This is a genomic window from Stenotrophomonas sp. NPDC047960, from assembly GCF_043204395.1.
GTDB lineage: Bacteria > Pseudomonadota > Gammaproteobacteria > Xanthomonadales > Xanthomonadaceae > Stenotrophomonas.
On the sequence record NZ_JBIDBX010000002.1, the window covers coordinates 1 to 18,576 of the forward strand.

An 18,576-nucleotide genomic window follows, 5' to 3' on the forward strand; every position below is an offset into this window, starting at 1 on the left:
TCCTTTTCGTTGAACAGGCGGTACAGGTTCACCATGATGCTGGCGAACTGGCCGGACTGCTTGGCTGTCAGGCCCAGCTTGAAGCAGAAATCTCGGCCGTGGTAACCCTGCACGCCTTCAACGAAATCAACGTTGAGCGAGTGGATCAGCTCCGGGGTTTCAGCAGCGACCTGCTCGATTTCCACGCCGCCTTCCGAAGAGGCGATGTAGGTGATGGTCTTGGTGCCACGGTCAACCAGCACCGACAGGTACAGCTCCTTGACGATCTCACCGGCGGTGGTCACCAGCACCAGGTTGACCGGCAGTTCGACGCCCGCGGTCTGGTAGGTGGCCATCTTGGTGCCGAGCATCTTGGCCGCAGCGGCCTTGACGTCATCGGTGGTCTTGCAGAACTTGACGCCGCCAGCCTTGCCGCGACCGCCCGCGTGGATCTGCGCCTTCACCATCCAGGGGCCCTGGCCCAGGGAGTTGGCAGCAGCGACGGCTTCATCGGGGGTTGCCGCGACCTTGCCGGCCGGGACGGGAATGCCGTACTCGGCAAGCAGCTGTTTTGACTGGTATTCGTGGAAATTCATGCGTCACCGTGGGAATAGGAACGACCGCACGCACGGACCGCGGCGGGCCCACTATTGTGGACGACCCGGCGGCGCGGCGCAAAGAAACCGGCCGTTGGGGCGTGAAGGAGACAATATTTTCACCTTCATTCAGGCAGTTGCGCCGGGGCGGCCCCCATGGGGGTGGGTCGGGAATGGTCAAAATGCGCGGCTCCGGGCCCAAAGCTATGCCTATACTGGGTCCAGCCAGAAGGGGAGTTCCGGCGTGTCACCCAGTGCTTCATTGATCGACCGCATCGAGTCCATGCCGAAGCGGGAGCTGTACTTTTTCGCCCTCTACCGGGTCCTGATCGCTGCGGTCATCGCCGCCCTGCTGTTCAGCCCGTTGAGCGCGATGGTGGGCGAATCCACCCACCCGCAGCTGGCCGCCGGGGTCAGCGGCAGCTACCTGGTGCTGTCGCTGCTGATCCTGGCGGCCGGCCGCAACGACCGTTGGCTGCGCCCGATCGTGGTGGGCAGCGTGCTCATCGACATCACCGCCACCGTGCTGCTGGCCCACGCACTGCCCGGCGCCAGCGCCGGCCTGTCCATGGCCCTGCTGTTCAACATCGCCGCCGCCGCCACCCTGTTGCCGCTGTCGCTGGGCCTGGGCCTGGCGCTGGCCGCCGCCGCGGCCACCGCCGGCGAGTACACCTGGAACCTGCTGGAAAATGGCGAGCCCAACCGCACGCTGGCCGAGCTGGCCATGTTCATCACCAGCTTCCTGGCCCTTGCCTTCGTCAGCTACCAGGTGGGCAGCCGCGCCCGCCGCAACCAGCAGCTGGCCAACCAGCGCGGTGCCGAGGTAGCCAACCTGTTCGAGATCAACGAACTGATCATCCGTCGCATGCGCACCGGCGTACTGGTGGTGGATGGCGCCAACCGCATCACCCTGGCCAACGAAGCGGCGGCCACCCTGATTGGCGACAACGACGGCAACAGCGGCAGCGGCCTGCTCGAACTGGGCAGCGCCGCGCCCGACCTGAGCCGCCGCCTGCAGCGCTGGCGCAACGGCTGGACCAACGAAGAAACCCCGCTGCAGCTCTCCCCTGACCAGCCCGAAGTGCAGCCGCGCTTTGCCCGCCTGCTGGCCGGCAGCGACCTCACCCTGGTGTTTCTGGACGACTCCACCGTGGTCTCGCGCCGCGCCGAATCGCTCACGCTTTCGGCCATGGGCCGGTTCTCGGCCAGCCTGGCCCATGAGATCCGCAACCCGCTGGCGGCCATCAATTACGCCGCGCAGCTGCTGGAAGAATCCACCGCCATCGGCGATACCGACCGCCGCCTGCTGCAGATCATCCACCAGCAGTGCCAGCGCACCAACGGCATCGTGGAAAGCGTGTTGGGCCTGGCCCGCCGCGAGCGCGCCAACCCGGAGAACCTGGACCTGGCCGCGTTCGTCCGCCGCTTCGTGCTGGAGTACAAGCAGAGCCTCACGCTGGAAACGGACAGCATTGAACCGATCATCAGCGAAACCTCGGTGCATGGCCTGGTCGACCCGCGCCACCTGCACCAGATCCTTACCGTGCTGGTGCATAACGCACTCAAATATGGCCGCACCGGCCAGGACCCGGCCCGGGTCCGCCTGCGCGTGGCGCGCCAGGACCGCAACGCGGTGATCGACGTGATGGACCGCGGCCCGGGTATTCCCGAATCCGTCGCCAACCAGTTGTTCCGACCGTTCTACACCACCTCCGAACATGGCACCGGGCTGGGCCTGTATATCGCCCGTGAGCTGTGCAAGGGCAACCAGGCCAGCCTGGAGTACGTCTCGGTGCCCGCCGGCGGTGCCTGCTTCCGGTTGGTACTGCCCGGACCGCACACCATGCGGCCGCAATGACGCGCTACCCTGCAAGCGTCAATAGTTTGTCGTTTTCAACCGCACTCGGCTATCTTTCCCCCATATGAACGAAAACCGCAGCGCCCTCGTCGTCGACGACGAACGCGACATCCGCGAACTGCTGGTACTGACCCTGGGCCGCATGGGCCTGCGCATCAGCACCGCGGCCAACCTCGCCGAAGCGCGCGAGCTGCTGGCCAGCAACCCCTACGACCTGTGCATCACCGACATGCGGCTGCCCGACGGCAACGGCATCGAGCTGGTGACCGAAATCGCCCAGCACTACCCGCGCACCCCGGTGGCGATGATCACCGCGTTCGGCAGCATGGACCTGGCGGTGGAGGCATTGAAGGCCGGCGCGTTCGATTTCGTCAGCAAGCCGGTGGACATTTCGGTGCTGCGCGGGCTGGTCAAGCACGCGCTGGAACTCAACAACACCGAACGCCCTGCCCCGCCGCCGCTGACCAGCGACACCACCGCACGCCTGCTGGGTGAATCGGGGGCGATGGATGGCCTGCGCGCCACCATCACCAAGGTCGCGCGCAGCCAGGCGCCGGTGTACATCCTGGGCGAATCGGGCGTGGGCAAGGAACTGGTGGCCCGCACGATCCACGGCCAGAGCGCACGTGCGGCCGGCCCGTTCGTGCCGGTGAACTGCGGCGCCATTCCATCGGAACTGATGGAAAGCGAATTCTTCGGGCACAAGAAGGGCAGCTTCAGCGGCGCCCATGCCGACAAGCCGGGCCTGTTCCAGGCGGCACATGGCGGCACCCTGTTCCTTGACGAAGTAGCCGAGTTGCCGCTGCAGATGCAGGTGAAGCTGCTGCGCGCGATCCAGGAAAAGTCGATCCGTCCGGTCGGCGCGGCAACCGAGTTGCCGGTGGATGTGCGCATTCTTTCTGCCACGCACAAGGACCTGGGCGACCTGGTCGAGAACGGCCGCTTCCGCCACGATCTGTATTACCGCATCAACGTGATTGAACTGCGCGTGCCGCCGCTGCGCGAGCGCCGCAGTGACCTGCCGCAGCTGGCGGCGTCGATTCTTGCCCGGTTGGCGCGTACGCATGGGCGACCCACTCCGCTGCTGGCGCCCTCTGCGCTGGAAGCGATGGGCACGTATCACTTCCCGGGCAACGTGCGCGAGCTGGAGAACATCCTGGAGCGTGCATTGGCGCTGGCCGAGGGCGACACCATTGGCGCCACTGATCTGCGGCTGCCGCAACAGGCTGCGCCCCGCCACGGTGGCGGCCCGGCAGCGCCGCAGGAAGAAGCGGTGGTGGACCTGCCGGCCGGTAACGGCGCGCTGCCCTCGTACATCGAGCAGATGGAGCGCACCGCGATCCAGAAGGCGCTGGAAGAAAACCGCTGGAACAAGACGCGCACTGCCGCGCAGCTGGGCATTACGTTCCGTGCGTTGCGCTACAAGCTGAAAAAGCTGGGTATGGACTAAGGCCGGAATCGGCCTGAGCGGCAATGAAACCGTAGAGCCACGCCCTGCGTGGCTGCGACACGCCGACCAACCCAACCTCACCGGCCATCCCGCCGGACACACACCGCGCGTCGCAACAGGCACGAACCCGCGTAGCGACACGCCATGCGTGTCCCACGTAACGCCAGCCACCCTGTCGCCAACACCCCAATAAAACCCCACCGCCGTCGCACTACCGCTCCACCCCGAGCCGCTAGCGACACCCTGTTGGCTACGCCTATCGAACCCGGCAGAACCAACAGACACAATCGATTGGCTGCCGATACCACCACGGCGCATGGTGGCTACGGAGCTTCGAATCTCCAAGGTCGATCAAAATTATGGACGTCCCATGTCGGGAGGGTGGCTAATACAAGACCCTTTAACCGGGGAAATACGCCCGCCGTACGATCGACCACGGATTCGAACCTCCCGGCTCCCTTGCCGCAACGGCAAGGGAGATTTTCCCTCGGAGGCCCCCCATGCGCTCGCCACGCAACACCCCCCTCTTCCCCGAACTCCTCCTGCCCACAGCCGACCGCCCGCGCCATTACACCGTGCGGGCGCACACCTACGCCTGGATGGACACCTTCAGCGGCGGCACCGTGCCCTGCCTGTCCATACACGGGCACTGGCTAGAGAGCGCCGGCTTCAGAGTCGGATCAAGCGTGAGCATCGAAGCAACGGCGGGCCAGCTGACCGTGACCCTGCTCGAATTCCCCGAGGAGGCGCACAACAGCAACTCCACCGCGTTCGAGAAACACATAGCCAAGCAGGCCCGCGCCAGCCCGGACAGCGGAGCCATCCACGAACACCCCGGCTGGCTGGTGCGCGAGCACATCCTCGCGCCCATGGGCGCCTCCACCTTGGATTTCGCCCACGCTATTGGCGTCTCGCAGGACCTCGCAGAATGCTTCCTCGCCGGCGACCAGGACGTGGATCTGGATCTAGCCCAACGGCTGGGCCCGTTCTGCAAAACCTCGCAAGGCTTGTGGCTTGACCTCCAACACAAGCACCGATCAATACGCTGACAACGTCAGAGCCGTAGAGCCACGCCCTGCGTGGCTGCTCCTCTCGTTACAGTCAGCCGCGGGATCAGCCGCCAGCCGCACCCAACAATGCCGTATCGAGCGATGAAGGATCAAAGTCATCGGCCTCCACCCTCAGGCAAAGGTCATACGGAGAGCCAGGACTGAAGAACGGCCTTACAGAAAGAAGCGCCCCAATCTGCGAGGCATCAACCCACTCCCCAATGTGGGAAGCCAAACCGAGCAGATCTACCAAAGGACCTGCAATCCAATGATTGTCGATTACGGCGGAGGCCCATGTACCAAACTCCAGGTAATCGTACGGCACCGAATTGCAGTGGCAGGAAACCCAATCATTCTCTTGATCAGAGGCGTAGTCACGCAGCTCAGTGACTAACGAGCGAAGTCCAGCTTTGGATCCAACAATGTTCCATTGCTTCGTCTCATCATCCCTGTCGTAGTGGAATCCAAGCTTCCGCCATTCCGCCCTGAACCAATCGTCTGAAAACACCTTCATTGGACTAATCACCCTCTAATCCTGCGCATGGACATGGAACGATGTCATGAGAATCGAGAAAGAAGATACATGTGCAGGATGACCAGGCCCGCGACTGACAATCCACATGCCAATCTCCTGGACGGCGCCACCCATGCCGCGACGCAACCGGCCGAGCCTACCGCAGCCGTGATTGAGGGGCGAGGGCGCGATCAACTCGAGGCCAGAAGAAGTACGTTTCAGCGAGGTCGAGCCAAGCTTTGCCCGGCTGCTTCAGCATCATCGCCCTATCAATCGCTCGTCCAACCAGAAGTCACAGTACAAATTTTCCACAAGTACGTGCCGACCAGTGACTAGATCAACAGCCCGGACAATGCCGTAGTCGATGCATCCATAGTGCATCCAGTCAAAAAACTCCAGGAACTCATAGCAAATCTATGCTGCGGAAACGAGCTCAGACTTGCTCCAGTAGGTATTCCCGTCAAGCCCTTTGCTGGCGAACTGCACGGGCACTTGATCGAAGTCCGACTTTGACCTCACAGATAAGCCTTGAATGTGGGCGCGACCGTAGGCGTCGGCCGAATTGCCTCCCTGGAGCACAAGGGTGCGGAGCAGTTCACGCTCTATGGAGCGGAAAGAGTCCTCCACAGCCACGTCCAGGACGCCCTCGCCCGGCATAAGGTAAGCGTTCCAGAGGTGCCTACTCGCCTCTCTGAATCGCTGCATTTCGAAGGTTACGTTTCGCACACCAGTCCCCCTGCAGTCCGGCACTACCGCTATTTCGTTGCAAACACGAGCCGCGTCCCGCGAAATAGAGCCGAGCTTCACCCGGCTGCTCTCCCCAAACCGTTTGCCACCTCACCTTCATTTGGCATCGAGAACATATCGAATCAAAGGAATGAATCCGATCGCGAGCAACAACAGGACAAAGACGCCAAGTGAAGCGACATGAACGAATGACACTAACGAGATCAACTTCGAAGCACCTCGCTCCTTCATAACTGCAATGCAACCATGAAAGCTGTTCCGTGCCACCGTCAGATCACGCGTTGGCATGACAGGTAGCAAAGCCAGCTGCGCCTCACCCGCCGTTCGGTCTGGCTCTCGTTTCGCCAGAAACACCACCCATGATCGGCTGACCATGTGGGCGAGCATGCTGTAAAAGAGTCCGGGTATTAGTTCGTCCATCGCTTTACGGTACACACCCGCAATCGATCACGCGAGGGGCGCCATCGAATGTCGAATAGCTTTTCGGATAGGCGTAGAGCGAGGCGTCAAATCCGCCTTGGCCGGCCCAAGAAAGCTCAGAAATAGCGGCTCCCAGTGTCAATCCAGAGTAGCTTGCCCCTCCGCCAAGCGCGACTCCGCCGCCATACATCAATGCACGGCCTAGTAAGTTATTGGGATTCACGTCAGCGGCGCCGTCCTCCAGACTTACATTCGAAATCGTGTAGGTCACAGGGGCACCGAGACCTCCGCCAGCCCAGTAGACGTCCAGATCGACAATCGCTCTTTTCCCATTCACGCAGTCTGAGACCAAGTGGAAGTTGTACTTCGATAGAGCAAATCCATAGTTACCAATTGCCAATCCGTGGCCGTGGCCTCGCCACGTCACCAATCCCAGCGGGTCGATGTTCCCAAGTGGGTCCGATGTCGAGTAGGTGTAGGTGGACGCACCTCCTCGCAAACCTATTGGATCGCTTTGCGAGTATCTTCCGGTTCGAGCATCGTAGTCCCTGAAGTAGTTGTAACTAAGCCCGTTGCTCTCGTCCCAGCGCTGCCCCGGGAACCGCAGGTCGAGGCGTTGTTCCACTCCATCCTGGTCCACGTCCATGGATGGAGCGCCCGCACCGAATGCTTCACTGAGTAGTCCCCAGGTCCATACCGCCGTATCCCGACGCGGTTCGACAACGGCACGTGGCGAGCCCACATGATCGGACTCGATGTAGAGCACTCTACCCGACTCAATTAGCCCTACTGGTCGAGAGCCAAGCCAAACCAGCTGCTGGGTAGGGGCACCCGCCTGCGCGTAGATACCCAGAAGCTCGCCGCCCTTTCCGTGAAGGTAGGACCTTTTCTCCGCTCCAGATACCTTCAAAACTCGCTCCCCAGCGGCTGTGTGGACGTAGCTGGCCAGTGTAGATCCTGATTGACTCGCACTATGCAGACGACCAGCAAGGTCGTACGTGTACTGCCACTCGCTGCCGATGGTCAGCGTGTTTCCCATCGCATCGTAGCTGCGCTCGATAGCGTCTACAGACGTCAACCGGTGGCTATCAACCGCGTACCTGTACACCTGCACGCCAGCCGAATTCCCAAAGCTGAGCCGATTCCCGGTAACGTCATAACTGTACCGCTCAATCGACACGCCAGTCTGCGCATCCTTGAACGCAGTCAGGCGTCCCAACGCGTCATAGTCCAGCGTCGCACCCTGCCCTTGCTGCCCCACGTCAGTCAGCGAGGTGATGTTACCTACCGGGTCGAACCCAAACGCAACATTCAGCCCATCGCGTGCGTCGCTGATTGCGATCGGCCGGTAGTTCTGATCATAGCTGCGGTCCAACCGCCGGCCGTTGCCGAACGTCCAGGTCTTCTCCGGGCCGAAGGGCAACGTCTTCAGACTGTGCAGCAATACTTCACGGCTTCCGCCGGCCGGGGTGACGCCCATACTGCTGACCTGCCCCAAGGCGTCATAGCTGTAATCAACCAAGCTTCCATCCGGATAGGTCATCGACCGCATCCGGCCTGCTGCATCGTAGGCGTAGCGCAGCGTCAGCGCCTGGCCATCCACCACCTGGACACGGCGAACCAGGTCGCCCATGGCGCTATAGCAGTAGTCCGTGCGCCCGCTTGGGTCGATCATGCTGGCAATGCGGCCGATACCTGCTCGCTCGCCAACAGCGCATTGGGCAGAGGGCTGGTCGTAGACGTAGTGAATGTCCGCCGCAGGATCGCTGAAGGTCACGGCCGTCGTGCGGCCGAGCGCGTCGTAGCTGTAGCTGGCGGTCACGCCGCGTGCGTCCGTACGGGTGAGCACATTGCCTGCACTGTCATACGTGAAGGCGGTGACGCCGGTATCCGGGCTGGTCTGGGTGACCACTTCGCCGAAACCGTTGCGGGCATAGGTCGTCTTCAAGCCCTTGGGATCGGTGACTTCGGTCAGATTGTCCAGCGGGTCGTACTTGAACTGGCTTTGTGCGCCGATTCCACCCACGTCCTGCCGGGACCGCTCCAGACGATTCAGCGCGTCGTAAGCATGGTCGGTGATGCGGCCCAGTGCATCGGTAACCGAAAGCGTGTTGCCATTCCCGTCGTATGTAAAGTCTGTGGGATTTCCAGAAGCGTCAGCCTGTGTCTCCAGCTCCCCGCGCTGATTGAAGATTCGACTCTGGGTGCGGGTAAGCACGCGAGCGGCATCACGGGTGTTCTCCGCGATGCGATTGCCTGCGTTGTCCAGCACGTACTCGATGCTGTTGCCTACGTTGTCGGTCACCTCAACCAGCCGGTGGGCGGCGTCATAGCGGTAGCTGACATAGCTGCCATCAGGCTGGGTGACACGCTTGGTCAAGCCCGTAGGCCAGTAGTCGATGCGGGTTGTACGGTCAGAACCGCCGCCGGCACCATGCACGCGAACGGCCGTGACCCAGCCACGATGGTTGTACTCGAAGCTGGTGATCAGCCCATCCACGCCCTTCTGCGAGGTGACACGTCCTGCGCCGTCGTATCCCAGATACTCTACCGCTTGACCGACCGGGTTGATCACCTTCCAGAGATCACCCTTCCGATGAGCGCAGTTGTCAGGGGTCAACACGCAAGCGGATGCGTCTGTTGGGTAGTGCTGATACTGGGTGGTATCAGACACGTCTGTACGCGGACCGTCGATGGAGCTCATCAAGCCAATGAACGGGCAATGGCCGGCACCGACATCCGCAGCCTCGCAGTATGTAGTTTTCGTAGTACGCTCGGCCCCCGTTGTCGGGTCTTCCTGGATCAGCTGGGCGAGCTGGCCACGGGCGTTGTAGGTAGAGCGTGACCTGCTCGCGACGAGGCCCTGCGCATCCAGCGTGCGCTGCTCCCTGGGCAAACTCAGTGCAGGTTCCCACTCGCTCTGGTCCGAGCGCTGCTCGACCTTGCCACTGGCGCTGGTTGTCGAGGTGAGGAACGCGCCACTGTACTCAAACTGGGTAACGTTTCCCCTTCGATCTGTCCTGTGGAGCAGACGGCCCTGAGAATCGTAGCTAGTCGCGTCCACGCCACCGGAGTCCGTGACCGACAGCGGTGTGCGGTAAAAGTCACCGGCGAACACGTACTGCCTGATCTCACCAGAGGCAGTCTTGACAGAAACGTGCTGGTCGTCTTGATAGGAAAGGTACGTTCCTTCAACCTTGCCCCCGTCCCCATGCAGCTCGCTGGAAATGACCCTGCTCCAGCGATCGTAGCCAAAGCTGGCATAGCGCGCACCGTCTTCAGACGTTATGCCGGTCAACAGGTAAGGATTGAGGGTCGGCGTCAAACCCGACTCGCCCCAGTGATAGCGCTTCACCTGGCCCGCGCCGTAGTCAACAGCGAGCAGAGAACCCAGCTCATTCTGCGTGTAGATGACCAGGTTGCCATCCGGCAGCCTGATCCACTTCAACCGACCGTCTTCGTACTCGAACTCCACTGCGCGGCCAGTGATATCGCGGATGCTGGCTATGCGCGCCAGCTGCGGGATGTTCGCCACAGGTTCATAGGCTATATACACATCGTTGGAAGGGTTGTTCAGATCCTGCACCCTTACCAACTTTCCGTCTCCATCGAAACTGCGAACCTCGCCCTTTGCATCCCGCAACACATAGAGTGAATCGGACACGCGCGTCAGAGTGGTTCCGGTCGCCTTGCCAACGGAATACACATCCGTCGTGATCTGGGTCAGCTTCGTGTAATAGCCCTCGTCAGTAATCAGGTACTTGTACGGAAACTGGAGGCGGCTGCTGTAGGTAAAAGTCCAGCCCACAGGGAACTGGTGTGGCAGATTTACCTGACGAAGGGAGTGGTAGTAGCGGTTGAACACTCGGCCGGCGAACTCGAAATCCGGCTCAACACGCGATTTATCGCCATTGTCAGGGTGGCATGGATTCTTGTTGGCGGCGCAGGATGCGGTTTGGGTGATCCTGCGGAGTGTGATGTACGGAATCGAGCGATTGGGCGCACACACGCGATCCATCGACGGGGTAAGAGAGTTCTGGCCTTGGAAGCCTTCGGGGCAGATGTAGGACTGGAACTTCGCAAGCTCGATGCGACCGTGGTCCGGCGGCACATTGCCCCAACCCTCACAGTGCAGGTCCCACTCCAGGCTCCTGTTCGGCGGCACGTAGTTGACGTAACCCGAGGTACCCGGCGTATTGGCAACATGCCATACGGGTGTGGGGCTGTAGTCACCTGCAACACGAATGTTGGAGTAAGTGCACTGCGACGTGTTGACCAGGTAGGTAGCCTTGTACTGCTCAATCGCCGGTGCCTCGGCAAGGCACAGCAACGGGAAGTAGGGATCACCAGTAGCCTCAAGGCCGGGACACATTGGCGTGGAGTTCTGCCAGCCCGCGATCCGGTAAGCGGGCGGATACAGAGTACGGGGGGCCTGGTTGTCCACCCGATAGTTGATGCGGAGAGAGTCCGAACCGGATGTCCCGGCTTCGCTCTTGTCCTGGCGCAGCAGCCCACGGTAGACGGGCACAGCGTCTTCTATCGCCTGCTCTGCTTCACGCAGACTCTTGAAGCAACCTCCTGTCGAGGCGCAGTAGTTGTCGACCGTAGGTGCACTGGATGGAGGAAGATCGGCCGCTGGGGCCGCTCCGGAGGCTCCCATCAAAATTGCAACGAACACACCCCTGCCGCTCGCACTGAACGTGCGGACCACGTTGCGCATGTGTAATCCCCTGATTACCGCCAATAACCTCGCTCCATTGGCGACTGTCAGGCGCTTCGGCGTCAGACCATCCATGGGGCACCAACAGTGGAGACTAGCGGCGCTGCCCGCACCTCCGCAAGGGGCTTATCAATCTGGAGAATCGTCGCCGGAGCAATATGTAACCAAATTCACAGTTCCATCCAAGCTGGCACAGCCAGCGCTCTGCAAGCCCCTTCCCAAGCACCGCCCACGCTAGTTCGACGAGGGGCTCGCAAGCACCCTGAGCCCACAATCATCGGAAGCAAAGGTGGTTCTTTCGAGTCTTCAGTGGCGCGACGGAAAGCGCAGCCATAGGCCCCTTAGCCGCCATTCGGGCGGACTCGTGCGTGGCTAGCCTCCATGATCGACCGACCATGTGGACGAGCACAAAACATCACTGGGCTAGCAAAACCTCCAACGATGACTGATCAAAGTCATCGGGCTCCGCCGTCAGCAATAACTAAGACCGCCAGGAACCGGGGGAGCACGCCCACCCCTTGTGTACGCCATCCAACCCAACCGCACTGAGCGCTGCTCTCGATGCAGCCGTCCCCCCCAAGGCTGACAGTGTTGCCGACTTTCCTTAGTTTGAACCGAGAGCAGCGCCTCGGTTCCAGATGTGTGGGGAGTTTGGTCAGACCTCCCACATCCCGAGGGATTAATCCTTGGTGACGCGATTGATCTCAGCAAGGCTGGTCGTACCCGCAGCAGCCTTGACCAACGCCGACTGGCGCAGATCATTCACCCCTGCCCGCTGCGCCGCCTCGGCGATCTGGATCGCGTTACCACCCGCCAGCACAATGACCGATATTTCCTCGCTCATCGGCATGACCTGATAGATACCGGTACGACCCTTGTAGCCTTCGGTGCATTCCTCACAGCCGACCGGCTCGTACAGGGTGATACCCGCGTCGAGCTGGGCCTGTGTGAAACCCTCCGCCAGAAGCGCGTTGGGCGGCAAATTTACCGGGCGCTTGCAGTTGTTGCAAAGACGCCGCGCCAGTCGCTGTGCGATCACCAGCGTGACGGAGCTGGTGATGTTGAATGGTGCGATGCCCATGTTCATCAGACGTGCGATGGTCTGCGGCGCATCGTTGGTATGCAGCGTGGAAAGCACCATGTGACCGGTCTGCGCCGCCTTGATGGCAATCTCAGCCGTTTCCAGGTCGCGGATTTCGCCGACCATGATGATGTCCGGATCCTGACGCAGGAACGAGCGCAATGCAGCGGCGAAGGTCATGCCACGCTTCACATTCTGCTGCACCTGGTTCACGCCGGGAAGGCGGATTTCCACCGGGTCTTCGGCGGTGGAGATGTTGCGCGTTTCGTCGTTCAGGATGCCAAGCGCGGTGTAGAGCGACACCGTCTTACCCGAGCCGGTGGGGCCGGTGACCAGCACCATGCCGTAGGGCTTGTGGATTGCATCCAGGAAGAGCTTTTGCTGGACCTCTTCGTAGCCCAGCTTGTCGATGCCCAGCTTCGCCGCGCTGCCATCAAGAATACGCAGCACGATCTTCTCGCCAAACAAGGTTGGCAGGGTGCTTACGCGGAAGTCGATCTGCTTGGTCTTGGACAGGTTGAGCTTGATGCGCCCGTCCTGCGGCACGCGCTTCTCGGCGATATCCAGCTGGGACATGACCTTCAGGCGTGCGGCGATGCGCTGGTTGAGCTTGACCGGTGCCTTGGCCACGTTCTTGAGCAGGCCATCGATACGGAAGCGGACCCGGTAGTCGTCTTCGTAAGGCTCGAAGTGGATGTCCGAAGCGCCCTTGCGGATGGCGTCGACCAGCACCTTGTTGACGAACTTGACCACGGGGGTGTCGTCGCCCTTGGCATCGTGGCCGGATTCGCTTGCCCCACCCTCTTCGTCACCACTAGATACATCAAGGTCACCCATGCCATCGTCATCGCCACCCAGCGAGCTGCCGAGGGTGTCATGCTTGGACTGCCACTGTTCAAGGGTACGCTTGATCTGCTCTTCATCAACCAGGATCGGCTCAACCACCAGGTTGGTGTGGAACTTGATTTCATCCAGAGAATGGGTCGGGTCACTGGTACCCACAAACAGCTTTCCACCGCGCTTGAACAGTGGCAGCACATGGTGCTTGCGCAGCAGTTCTTCGCTGACCAGGCTGATTGCACTCTGGTTCGGGTCGAACACCGATACGTCCAGCAGTGGCATGCCGAACTCAACTGCGTTGGCAGCTGCCAACTGAGCTGAGGTGACCAGCTTCTTGTCTGCGAACCACTGAGGCAGCGGCTGTTTGGCCGCGGCGGCCTTGGCCATGGCATCGCGGGCCGTGGCCTCGTCCAGCGCGCCGTCCTGGACGAGACGGCGGGCGATGCCGGTTATGCCGACCAGGTTGGCAGTGACTACAGCATTCATTGGCAGACGATCCTAGAGAGACTCGCTATAAGCTTAGCTGCAATAGAGCACCAGCATGAAGAACCAAGGCCTCTGCGCCTACGGCTTAGGTCCGGCACTCCGGCGGAACATACTTGTTGGGCCCGGACTGAACGGCACAACGCCACCGAACGACTTCGCTGGGCACGTATGAGGGTGTCAACGCGAGCGTAACTCCCCCCGCCTTGGCGGTAGTGATGACCGTAATGACCCCGTTTCCGGTGCAGGTAAGGCTTGCTACGTTGACCGTTGCTGGCGTCGTCGCCGCCACGCCGTTACATGCCTCTGCGTTCAAAGCATTGATGTTGTTGATGTTTTCGGTAACCGTCACCTTCACGCCGGAAGCAAGCACGATGGCCTCAGATACACGAGCTCTGACCGTGTAGTCCTGATAGGCCGGTAGTGCTATGGCAGCAAGTATCGCGATGATCGCGACAACGATCATCAGCTCGATCAGCGTAAATCCCCTGGCGCTCTTCATCCCCGTTCCGCTCATGTGTAAGGTATTCACTTCGGAACAAGCAGAAAGCGTGCCAACAATCTCGATTTTGTACGCGATATGTGTACCTGGCCTCATTTCATGCAGCTCCACAGCGACGCGGCAGCGGCAGCACCGGCTGCGTCCACATCGGCAGGGTCGCCAGTGAAGTGCGCGACCAGCAGACTGCCCTCTCCGTCACTTACCGCAAGACTCAGCATTCCCGGTAAGCGCCCGAAGTGACTCCAACGTGGCCCCTCCAGACTTTTCGGCCAGCTTCTCCAAGCGTAGGCATAGTGCGAGCCGTCCGGGAGAGCTGGCTCCGCCGGCAGCTCCGACAGTGGCAACGTTGCATAGAGAGCCGCGTGCAACTGCCGCAAGCTTCCGCGCCATCCCCCAGCAGCCCCCAACGGCGACTGGAGTGCTCGAATCATCGTCGGATCTACGCCGGACGGGTTCTTCAACAGTATTTCCCCCAAAATGCAGTATCCGGCGTTGCTGTAGAGGACCTGTTGTCCAGCTGCCCGCTCTGGCGGGCGCGCCATCACCTCTCGAGCGGCGCGGCTACAACTGGGAGGGTCGTAAGCAAACAAGGGGTCCCCTGCACCTCGATCGAAACCAGCTTGGTGTTGCAGCAGCTGTCGTAGCGTGATCGATGCAGTTTTTGGGGCAAGGGCTGCGCCAGGTAGCAAATCTCGGATAGGCTGCTCCAAGTCGAGGCTACCCGCCTGTACCCTGCGACGCACCTCGGCTGCAACCAATGGCTTGGTGAGGCTGGCCATGGCCAGCACGCTTTGTCCATCTCTGGAATTGAGCCAGCCGGAACGTGCCTCTCCGACCCCTTCCAACGCGGTGAACACTGCGACACCATCGGCCAATTCCGGCTGGTCCAGCGCGCCTTCTACGCACGCAGTCTGCGGGGATGCCTCTTGACGCACGCAGCCGGCGGAGAAAATCATCGTGCACAGCACAAGAAGTCTTCCGGGCGTCATTCCTGTCGCTCCGCTGGCGTTGGGCGACGGATCACCCGCTTGGCTCGCGCCAACAGTCCGTGTCTCGATATCCACAGTGCGTAAGCGCGGTACTCAGGGTCAGCATTAAGATGCCGCTCTTCGGTCCACGCCCGCAATGCATAGATCGCATTGACACCCAGTAACGCCAAGCAATGGAGAAAAGCCTCAACCGCTGTCTCGTTGCCCAGGAAGGGTACGAATATCAGCCACCAAGACAGATTCTTGCATAGGTAGGCGGGGTGTTTGCCCCATTGGTATGGCCCGCTTGTGATGATTCCGCGGTTGGTCAGATTGGAAAACCGCGGACCAAAGACCACGCTGGACCAAGTATAGATCGAGGTGAGCACCAGAATCGCACTACCCCACAACCAAGCCCAGAGGTCTCTGCTGGAGAACCAGGCGGTCCAGTCCGACCCCGTCTTGTAGACCAGCCATGTATCGAGGATCAACACACTCAACGGCGGGTAGCAGGCAAGCGCGGACAGCCAACCGAGCACAGTTCTGTCGACTGACCGGATCTGGCCATCGATCCGCTCACTGGTCGACATATACCCAACTGTGGCGAAAGCTGTATCCACCGCATACAGCAGAGCCATTGCGACGGCAAATATGGCCAGCCAGCTCCGCTCGTGCCACACATTCGCCGCACCAGCGATCCATGTAAAGGACCAAGCAAGCATTAGTGGAAGAAATACGGCCTTAACCAACCAGCCCATCATGGCCAGCATCTGCTCATTTTCGGGGCGCTTGCCTCTGAGCATCGCCATCACGAGTCGGCCGCACGCAGGAATGGTTGGACTCAATAGCGCGGGGCGGAGAAGTGCAACCACTGCCATTCCGGCACAAGCCGCCACTACTGGGAGCGTAAACATGCTGACCCCCTGACCCTTGCCCGAACCTAGCAGCATCTGAAGCTGCATAGAGCAGAGAAAGAGCAACGCAATTAGCCCTACGCCCAAGAGAGACTGGCTCGATGTGACCGCGGCAACACGACTACCCTTGGGGCTGCGGCGCCATTCACATATCCACATCGGTGCCGCCGCGAGAGCCAGCAGCAACAGCCAGCTTGCGAATGCACCTAGGTGGAAGAACCACCCTGCCGTCAATCCGACAAGTGCTCCAGCGGCCCCCCAGCCCCCGGTTGCCGGCGCCACTGCACTAACAGGCAGTCGAAGCATTTTCCTATCCCCGGAAATGCTTCGGGGGGCTTACGCCCCCCGAAGGTAGATCAAAACAACATCTATTACGAACCGCTATTAGCCACCCGTGGCAGCAGCAGCAGCGCGGCACTCGGCCGGGTAATAAGCAGCCTTGCCGCCGGTGGCGGCACAACGCCAGGTGGTGCCGGCAGCGCCAGCGCCCGGGGTCGGGGTGAAGGTCAGGGTCACAGCGCCAGCCTTAGCGGTGGTCACGACTGCAATGGCGCCAGAAGCGTCGGTGCAGGTGAAGGTCGCCACGTTGGTGGTAGCCGGCGGGGTCTGGTCAACGCCGTTGCAAGCGCCAGCGGCAATCACGCCGCCGTTGTTGGCAATGTTCTCTGCCACGGTGGTCTTCGCGCCAGCAGCCAGGACAGCAGCTTCCGACACTCGAGCGCGGATGGTGTAGTCCTGGTAAGCCGGCAGTGCAATGGCGGCCAGGATGGCGATGATCGCGACAACGATCATCAGTTCGATGAGGGTAAAGCCCTGCTGCTTCTTCATTTGTACATCCCCTAGAGGTTGGTAATAAGCGAACACCGGGACGAAGCCTGGCCGGCAGACCGGCTGAGCAAGGCAATCGCCCGTGCGGGTGGTTGATAGCAGGTTGCGTGCCAAGTGGTTTTAGCAATGCTCCCCAGCATTTCCCCGGCGCAATGATGGCAGCAATCTTCAGGATTGGAACCCCCCTCACAGCAAATTGCGACATAACTGGCATTGTGACGCGCTGCGTCACCTTCTGACGGTACCGGTCCTGGACACGGGTCACGGATTGCCGTGCAAGAGGGATGCCACTCCGCCCCGGAACCGGCTACCATTCGGCGCAGAAGCCCGCCTGGGGATGGCGCGGCCGGGGAGCCTTACATGTCTGTCAGCCGTAGTGCGATCAAGAAAGAGCCCGTGGCGCGAAGCACCATGGAGCTGCAGCCGTTTGTCTGGGAGGGGACCGACAAGCGTGGCGTAAAGATGAAAGGCGAGCAGGTGGCGAAGAATGCCAACATGCTTCGCGCCGAGCTTCGCCGCCAGGGCATCATGCCCGGCGTCGTCAAGGTAAAGCCCAAGCCGCTGTTCGGCGCGGCGGGTAAGGCCGTCGGGCCCAAGGACATCTCATTCTTCAGCCGACAGATGGCGACGATGATGAAGTCCGGCGTGCCAATCGTGAGTGCACTGGAAATCATCGGCAGCGGGCACAAGAACCCCCGCATGAAAAAGCTGGTGGACGGGATCCGCACGGATATCGAGGGCGGCTCCTCGCTTTACGAGGCTATCAGCAAGCACCCGGTTCAGTTTGACGAGCTGTACCGCAACCTGGTGCGAGCGGGCGAAGGCGCCGGTGTGCTTGAAACAGTGCTCGATACGGTGGCCACCTATAAGGAAAACATCGAGGCGCTGAAGGGCAAGATCAAGAAGGCGCTGTTCTATCCGGCGATGGTGGTCGCGGTTGCAATCATTGTGAGCGCGATTCTGCTGATCTTCGTGGTACCCCAGTTCGAAGAAGTGTTTGCCGGGTTTGGCGCAGAGTTGCCCGCCTTTACCCAGCTGATCGTGAGCATGTCGAGGTTTACGGTGTCCTACTGGTGGGTGATGTTGCTCATCGCGGGAGGCGCATTTGCTGGCTTCATATTCTCGTACAAGCGCTCACCCAAGCTGCAGCACACCATGGATCGCTGGATCCTGAAGGTACCGGTTATCGGCGAGATCATGAACAACAGCGCCATCGCCCGCTTCGCCCGCACCACCGCCGTGACCTTCAAGGCCGGTGTGCCGCTGGTGGAGGCTCTGGGCATCGTGGCAGGCGCCACCGGCAACAAGGTGTACGAAGAAGGCGTACTGCGGATGCGCGACGACGTGTCGGTCGGTTACCCGGTCAACATGGCCATGAAGCAGATCAACCTGTTCCCGCACATGGTCATCCAGATGACGGCCATCGGCGAAGAGGCCGGCGCACTTGATACCATGCTGTTCAAGGTGGCCGAGTACTATGAGCAGGAGGTCAACAATGCCGTTGATGCCCTGAGCAGCCTGCTGGAACCGATGATCATGGTGTTCATTGGTACCGTGGTCGGCGGCATGGTGATCGGCATGTACCTGCCCATCTTCAAACTCGGCGCCGTCGTCGGCTAAGGTAACC

At 61.0% G+C, this 18,576-nt stretch carries 13 protein-coding genes; 4 read left to right on the forward strand and 9 right to left on the reverse strand.

The annotated features are described in order from the left end of the window. On the reverse strand, positions 1-575 hold a 575-nt coding region (locus ACGFZ3_RS05660), incomplete at its 3' end, for an ATP-grasp domain-containing protein (RefSeq protein ID WP_392917656.1). 244 nt (positions 576-819) lie between these two features. Between ACGFZ3_RS05660 and ACGFZ3_RS05665 the strand changes: the two genes are divergently transcribed. From ACGFZ3_RS05665 to ACGFZ3_RS05675, 3 genes are all read left to right on the forward strand, one after another. After that, complete coding sequence (locus ACGFZ3_RS05665) at positions 820-2,433, forward strand: sensor histidine kinase (RefSeq protein WP_392917659.1); 1,614 nt, start codon at positions 820-822, stop codon at positions 2,431-2,433. A gap of 64 nt (positions 2,434-2,497) precedes the next feature. Next, a complete protein-coding gene (locus tag ACGFZ3_RS05670; protein ID WP_392917663.1) occupies positions 2,498-3,883 on the forward strand; it encodes a sigma-54-dependent transcriptional regulator in 1,386 nt (461 codons plus the stop codon). Between the two features lie 500 nt (positions 3,884-4,383). Further along, complete coding sequence (locus ACGFZ3_RS05675; protein WP_392917666.1) at positions 4,384-4,932, forward strand: SymE family type I addiction module toxin; 549 nt, start codon at positions 4,384-4,386, stop codon at positions 4,930-4,932. 64 nt (positions 4,933-4,996) lie between these two features. Here the strand turns inward: ACGFZ3_RS05675 and ACGFZ3_RS05680 are convergent, their stop codons facing one another. From ACGFZ3_RS05680 to ACGFZ3_RS05715, 8 genes are all read right to left on the reverse strand, one after another. Then, positions 4,997-5,446: a hypothetical protein gene (locus ACGFZ3_RS05680; RefSeq protein WP_392917669.1), complete on the reverse strand. Its 450-nt coding sequence runs from the start codon at positions 5,444-5,446 to the stop codon at positions 4,997-4,999. Positions 5,447-6,289: 843 nt separating this feature from the next. After that, positions 6,290-6,580 carry a hypothetical protein gene (locus tag ACGFZ3_RS05685; RefSeq protein WP_392917673.1) on the reverse strand — a complete coding sequence of 97 codons (291 nt, stop codon included), beginning with the start codon at positions 6,578-6,580 and terminating at the stop codon, positions 6,290-6,292. A 37-nt stretch (positions 6,581-6,617) separates the two neighbouring features. Next, positions 6,618-11,333 carry an RHS repeat-associated core domain-containing protein gene (locus ACGFZ3_RS05690; RefSeq protein WP_392917676.1) on the reverse strand — a complete coding sequence of 1,572 codons (4,716 nt, stop codon included), beginning with the start codon at positions 11,331-11,333 and terminating at the stop codon, positions 6,618-6,620. Between the two features lie 679 nt (positions 11,334-12,012). Next, positions 12,013-13,740: a type IV-A pilus assembly ATPase PilB gene (pilB, locus tag ACGFZ3_RS05695; protein WP_392917679.1), complete on the reverse strand. Its 1,728-nt coding sequence runs from the start codon at positions 13,738-13,740 to the stop codon at positions 12,013-12,015. An 85-nt stretch (positions 13,741-13,825) separates the two neighbouring features. Continuing rightward, on the reverse strand, positions 13,826-14,239 hold the full coding sequence (locus tag ACGFZ3_RS05700) for a pilin (protein ID WP_392918861.1): 414 nt from the start codon (positions 14,237-14,239) through the stop codon (positions 13,826-13,828). A 92-nt stretch (positions 14,240-14,331) separates the two neighbouring features. Continuing rightward, the gene (locus ACGFZ3_RS05705; protein ID WP_392917682.1) at positions 14,332-15,228 is read right to left on the reverse strand and encodes a serine hydrolase domain-containing protein; all 897 of its coding nucleotides are present in this window, start codon (positions 15,226-15,228) and stop codon (positions 14,332-14,334) included. Further along, the gene (locus tag ACGFZ3_RS05710) at positions 15,225-16,121 is read right to left on the reverse strand and encodes an isoprenylcysteine carboxylmethyltransferase family protein (RefSeq protein ID WP_392917685.1); all 897 of its coding nucleotides are present in this window, start codon (positions 16,119-16,121) and stop codon (positions 15,225-15,227) included. The genes ACGFZ3_RS05705 and ACGFZ3_RS05710 overlap by 4 nt, the downstream gene beginning before the upstream one ends. 384 nt (positions 16,122-16,505) lie before the next feature. Further along, the gene (locus ACGFZ3_RS05715) at positions 16,506-16,949 is read right to left on the reverse strand and encodes a pilin (RefSeq protein WP_392918864.1); all 444 of its coding nucleotides are present in this window, start codon (positions 16,947-16,949) and stop codon (positions 16,506-16,508) included. A gap of 360 nt (positions 16,950-17,309) precedes the next feature. Here ACGFZ3_RS05715 and ACGFZ3_RS05720 point away from each other — a divergent pair, with 360 nt between their 5' ends. After that, a complete protein-coding gene (locus tag ACGFZ3_RS05720) occupies positions 17,310-18,569 on the forward strand; it encodes a type II secretion system F family protein (RefSeq protein WP_392917688.1) in 1,260 nt (419 codons plus the stop codon). Positions 18,570-18,576: the final 7 nt, after the last annotated feature.

Coding starts and splice junctions, on each gene's coding strand:
- ACGFZ3_RS05670 (WP_392917663.1), top strand. CDS start 2,498: ATGAACGAAAACCGCAGCGCCCTCGTCGTCGACGACGAACGCGACATC.
- ACGFZ3_RS05675 (WP_392917666.1), top strand. CDS start 4,384: ATGCGCTCGCCACGCAACACCCCCCTCTTCCCCGAACTCCTCCTGCCC.
- ACGFZ3_RS05680 (WP_392917669.1), bottom strand. CDS start 5,446: ATGAAGGTGTTTTCAGACGATTGGTTCAGGGCGGAATGGCGGAAGCTT.
- ACGFZ3_RS05685 (WP_392917673.1), bottom strand. CDS start 6,580: ATGCTCGCCCACATGGTCAGCCGATCATGGGTGGTGTTTCTGGCGAAA.
- ACGFZ3_RS05690 (WP_392917676.1), bottom strand. CDS start 11,333: ATGCGCAACGTGGTCCGCACGTTCAGTGCGAGCGGCAGGGGTGTGTTC.
- pilB (WP_392917679.1), bottom strand. CDS start 13,740: ATGAATGCTGTAGTCACTGCCAACCTGGTCGGCATAACCGGCATCGCC.
- ACGFZ3_RS05700 (WP_392918861.1), bottom strand. CDS start 14,239: ATGAAGAGCGCCAGGGGATTTACGCTGATCGAGCTGATGATCGTTGTC.
- ACGFZ3_RS05705 (WP_392917682.1), bottom strand. CDS start 15,228: ATGACGCCCGGAAGACTTCTTGTGCTGTGCACGATGATTTTCTCCGCC.
- ACGFZ3_RS05710 (WP_392917685.1), bottom strand. CDS start 16,121: ATGTTTACGCTCCCAGTAGTGGCGGCTTGTGCCGGAATGGCAGTGGTT.
- ACGFZ3_RS05715 (WP_392918864.1), bottom strand. CDS start 16,949: ATGAAGAAGCAGCAGGGCTTTACCCTCATCGAACTGATGATCGTTGTC.
- ACGFZ3_RS05720 (WP_392917688.1), top strand. CDS start 17,310: ATGTCTGTCAGCCGTAGTGCGATCAAGAAAGAGCCCGTGGCGCGAAGC.